This is a genomic window from Lamprobacter sp. (assembly GCF_034860625.1).
Taxonomy (GTDB): domain Bacteria; phylum Pseudomonadota; class Gammaproteobacteria; order Chromatiales; family Chromatiaceae; genus Lamprobacter.
On the sequence record NZ_JAYESN010000282.1, the window covers coordinates 1 to 3,624 of the forward strand.

General features: G+C 58.5%; 6 protein-coding genes. 2 read left to right on the top strand and 4 right to left on the bottom strand.

Features of this window, described 5'->3' with window-relative positions; all coding sequences use genetic code 11:
• On the bottom strand, window positions 1–256 hold a 256-nt coding region (locus VBE63_RS26130; RefSeq protein WP_323685924.1), incomplete at its 3' end, for a PAS domain-containing protein.
• Between the two features lie 9 nt (window positions 257–265).
• On the opposite strand from VBE63_RS26130, the gene VBE63_RS26135 reads away from it, so the two are divergent.
• Window positions 266–484, top strand: coding sequence for a hypothetical protein (locus VBE63_RS26135; protein ID WP_323685925.1), 219 nt, complete (start codon window positions 266–268; stop codon window positions 482–484).
• Window positions 485–757: 273 nt separating this feature from the next.
• Complete coding sequence (locus VBE63_RS26140; RefSeq protein WP_323685926.1) at window positions 758–1,747, top strand: sensor domain-containing diguanylate cyclase; 990 nt, start codon at window positions 758–760, stop codon at window positions 1,745–1,747.
• 143 nt (window positions 1,748–1,890) lie between these two features.
• Here VBE63_RS26140 and VBE63_RS26145 read toward each other — a convergent pair whose 3' ends face one another.
• The 3 genes from VBE63_RS26145 to VBE63_RS26155 all read right to left on the bottom strand — a co-directional run.
• A complete protein-coding gene (locus tag VBE63_RS26145; RefSeq protein ID WP_323685927.1) occupies window positions 1,891–2,700 on the bottom strand; it encodes a formate/nitrite transporter family protein in 810 nt (269 codons plus the stop codon).
• Window positions 2,701–2,704: 4 nt separating this feature from the next.
• Window positions 2,705–3,088 (bottom strand): hypothetical protein, encoded by a 384-nt coding sequence (locus tag VBE63_RS26150; protein ID WP_323685928.1) that lies wholly within the window; start codon window positions 3,086–3,088, stop codon window positions 2,705–2,707.
• 182 nt (window positions 3,089–3,270) lie between these two features.
• Window positions 3,271–3,624, bottom strand: a 354-nt coding sequence (locus VBE63_RS26155) for a Dps family protein (protein ID WP_323685929.1), incomplete at its 5' end; no start/stop codon positions are given.

The window sequence follows — 3,624 nt, forward strand, 5'->3', positions numbered from 1 at the left end:
TATGGAACTGCACGTCGCGATAGGTGCCATCTGCGTATTGAACGCTTGCCTCGTACGTCTGGTTCCCGCGCGCCTTTAGAAGACGCTCGTCGGCATCGTGATAGATCTTGGCCAGCTCATGCGGGAAGAGCTCAAACGCAGTTTTTCCGATCATCTCCTCACCGCGCTTGCCGATAAAAACTTCGAAGGCGCGGTTACAGGCAAGGTAACGACCGGCACGATCTTTGACAAAGATCGGCGCTGGCACCAGGTTCATGCTCATCTCGTGCCAACTTCGTGGTGTTACCTGAAGGTCTTTTTGGAACTGCTCAAGCTCGCGCATCATTTCCCCAGTGGCGCAGTGGCGGTCGGGCTGCGCTCAATTGTTTTTACTAAGGGCTCCAATCAGGGGCGGCTAGCATATCGGATGATCAAGACCCGGCCGCCACGCATCAATCTGGTGATCTATCACCAGCCACGCGGCCAGCTCGGTGGGATGTTCTGATGCACACTGCCTCTGCCCGGCCCTGACAGCGGACGCGAGGCTCATAGCCTGACACGCACGCTGCGCGCCGAGGCTGCCAACACACCCTCAACATCATAATCTTTTGATTTATAATGCAAAAATCTGAAAAGCGCCGATATTCTGTGTGCCCGCTGACCACATTTACCGCGTGATACTGTCACAGGTATAGTACCGACTAGCAGCGGCGCACGGCAAGCAGCCTTAATTGCATGCATGCTGCGGCCGTGCTAGCGCCAACAAACTGGAATCAATGTGCAGAATTTTGTTGAACCACAGGCCTTTCGCCGCGCCATTGAACAGGCATTCAATGCTGTCCTGGTCACCACGGCGGAGCTGGAGACGCCCGGGCCGGAGATCGTTTACGTAAATCCCGCTTTGTGCGCCCAGACTGGCTACAGCGCAGACGAGTTACTTGGCCAAACGCCGCGCGTCTTTCAAGGTCCGGCCACAGAGCGAGCTGTGCTCGACCGGCTGCGCAAACAGGTGGGGCGCGATATGCACGTTACGGTGCACGGCCACCACGCCGATGGTTGCCCCTACCCCTTGGCGGACTGCCCGATACACCGCGTGATGGCAACGGGCGAACCCTTGAAGGCATGGCGGGATACATTTTATCGCTGTGATGGCAGTCCGCTCGACGTGGAGCTTTTTGCTTCCCCCATGCGCGGCCTTCCAGGTGCTGTGGAGGGCCTGGTGATCGCTTTTCGCGACTTGAGTGCGCAACTTGCGCTTGAGCGCAAACTGGAATCGGCGGCGCAGAGGGACGGGCTTACGGGCGCCTTCAACAGGGACTTCTTTGATACGCTGCTGGAACACGAGTACGCTCGCGCGACTCGGCAGCGCCAACCGGTATCCCTGCTGCTGCTGGATATTGATCACTTCAAGAGCATCAATGACACCTACGGGCACCTCATGGGAGACGAAGTGTTGAAAGCCGTCGTTATTCACGTGCAAGAGCAACTGCGCGGCACAGATGTACTGACGCGCTGGGGCGGCGAGGAATTCGCCTTGTTGCTGCCTGGCACCACGCTGGAGGGTGCGCAGACGTTGGCCGAGACCCTGCGCGCCAGCATAGCATCCAAGCCGCTAGGTGCAGATCTGCCACCAATCACAGTCAGCTTAGGCGTCGCGCAATTCGACATTGATGGCAACGATCAGGACGCCTTCCAACGCGCGGACGAAGCGCTCTACGCAGCTAAGGAAGATGGGCGCAACCGTGTTCGCACTGCACCGGCGTCGTGAATGCCGCGCCGAGCTCGAGAAGATTTCTGCCATGGGCTACAGTCTCGACGCCCTCGGCGATGCCGAATGACGCCCTGAACGCAGCCGGCTGTATTACCCCCGCGCTTGGACACGCTGGCCCAAAGGCGCGCCGTTCTCTGGCCCTATTCTGGATCCACCTCTTTGCGGACCTGCGCATAGCTGATCAACGCGAACAATGCCGAGCCGCCCATCACATTACCCAGCAAGGCTGGCAACAGGAAGTGGCTGGTCACGTGCACGAGATTCGCAGCTGACTGCACCACAAGAAAGAATGCACCCACAGCGCCGGCGATAATGCGCGCAAAGTGGCCAATACCGATCAGCCAGGTAAAGAACAACACCAGTGCAAAGCGGCTGGTGGGCACGGACGGCATTGTCCACACCAATGCCGCCACCAACCAGCCGGCAACGATCGCGGAGAGGAACGTACCCAGCGGCGAACGCTCAAGGTACTCGTTGCTCATATGCGCAATGGCGTCAGAGTAGTGTTCCGGTAACAGGGGTGTTGCCGCCAACAGTGTGGCTACGATAGCGGCGCCTGCCAGATTGGCCACCAGCACAATGCCCCAAAGCCGGAACATCTTCAGCACATAGCGTCGGTTACGGTGGTTCATTACCGGAAGCAGCGCGGTGATGGTGTTCTCAGTGAACAATTGCTGGCGGCCCAACACCACGATCAAAAACCCGGCAGAGTAGCCAAAGGCGACAATGATCCCAACCCAAGGCTGCGCCGGTAGCAGTGCTGCAAGGATGCCTGCAGCTAGCGGCGACAACCCCATGGATAAGCCGGCGGCCAGCCCCGACCACCACAACGCCGGAAAGCCGCGTTGCAGCTCTTGCTCGCCTTCCTCCCGAACAATATCGTGTACCAGCGCCGGGGAGATGCGCAGACGCTGTTGAAACTGCCGCTTTTCTTCGTTTTTATCGGCCACAGTCTCAGCTCATTCCATCCTGAATCCTGTGTTTCAGCCAGTCAAAGTCGATTTTCAATGGGTTGTCGATGTAGGCCTGTGGGTTTTCGTTGATGTCGCGCAGATACGCCATTGACACTTTCCAGTCGATGTCCGGTGAATCCTTGCCGTGGGATGCCAGTTGGAGATGGTGGTTCTGAACCCGCACTGTGAAATAATCGTGCGGTGTAGAGGCATCGCCGTTGTACACAGCAACCCCGAACTTTTTGCCCGAGGCCTGTTTTTCCATCATTTCCACCATCTTTTTTACCACCGGCCTATCGCGAACTTCTTCGAGCGCACGATTGGACACATCCAGTGCGCCCATGAACAGCTCGTAGGCATCGTTGGTCTGGGCATTGGTCTGCATGAAACTCTCCTTCTTTAACTACTACTGACTCTTTGTCGAACGCTTGGCCGCTAGTCCACGAATCGCAAGGACACGAATCCGCGTGCCATGGAACGTAATGCGTAAGCGGACGCCACGTTTCTCTCTGGCGCGTCCGGCATCGCCATTTGAGCACAGGCGGTGCCGGTGCCCTGCAGTCACACTCAGGCGCCAGACTGCCGAGCGCCGCTGGCGGCACGCGCGGCATCCCGCTCACTGCTGGAGCCGACGGTGGCCAACTCGCCCGCCGACGACTCCAGGTGTGCACGCACAAACCACTGGAATTGCTCGAGATCCGCAAGGTGTCCCGTGAGCATGTCTTCCGACACCGGATCGACCTCCGACAGTCCGGCGATGGCCTTACGCTGGCTCTCATTCACACCCGAATACACGATATCCAGAGCACCCAAGTGCTCGCTGACCAAAGCCTTGCCCAGCGAATAGTCGCTCCACTCGCGGCGCTTCACGATAGCGTCAGGAGTACCTACCGGTTGCCCGCCGAGGGTCGCAATACGCTC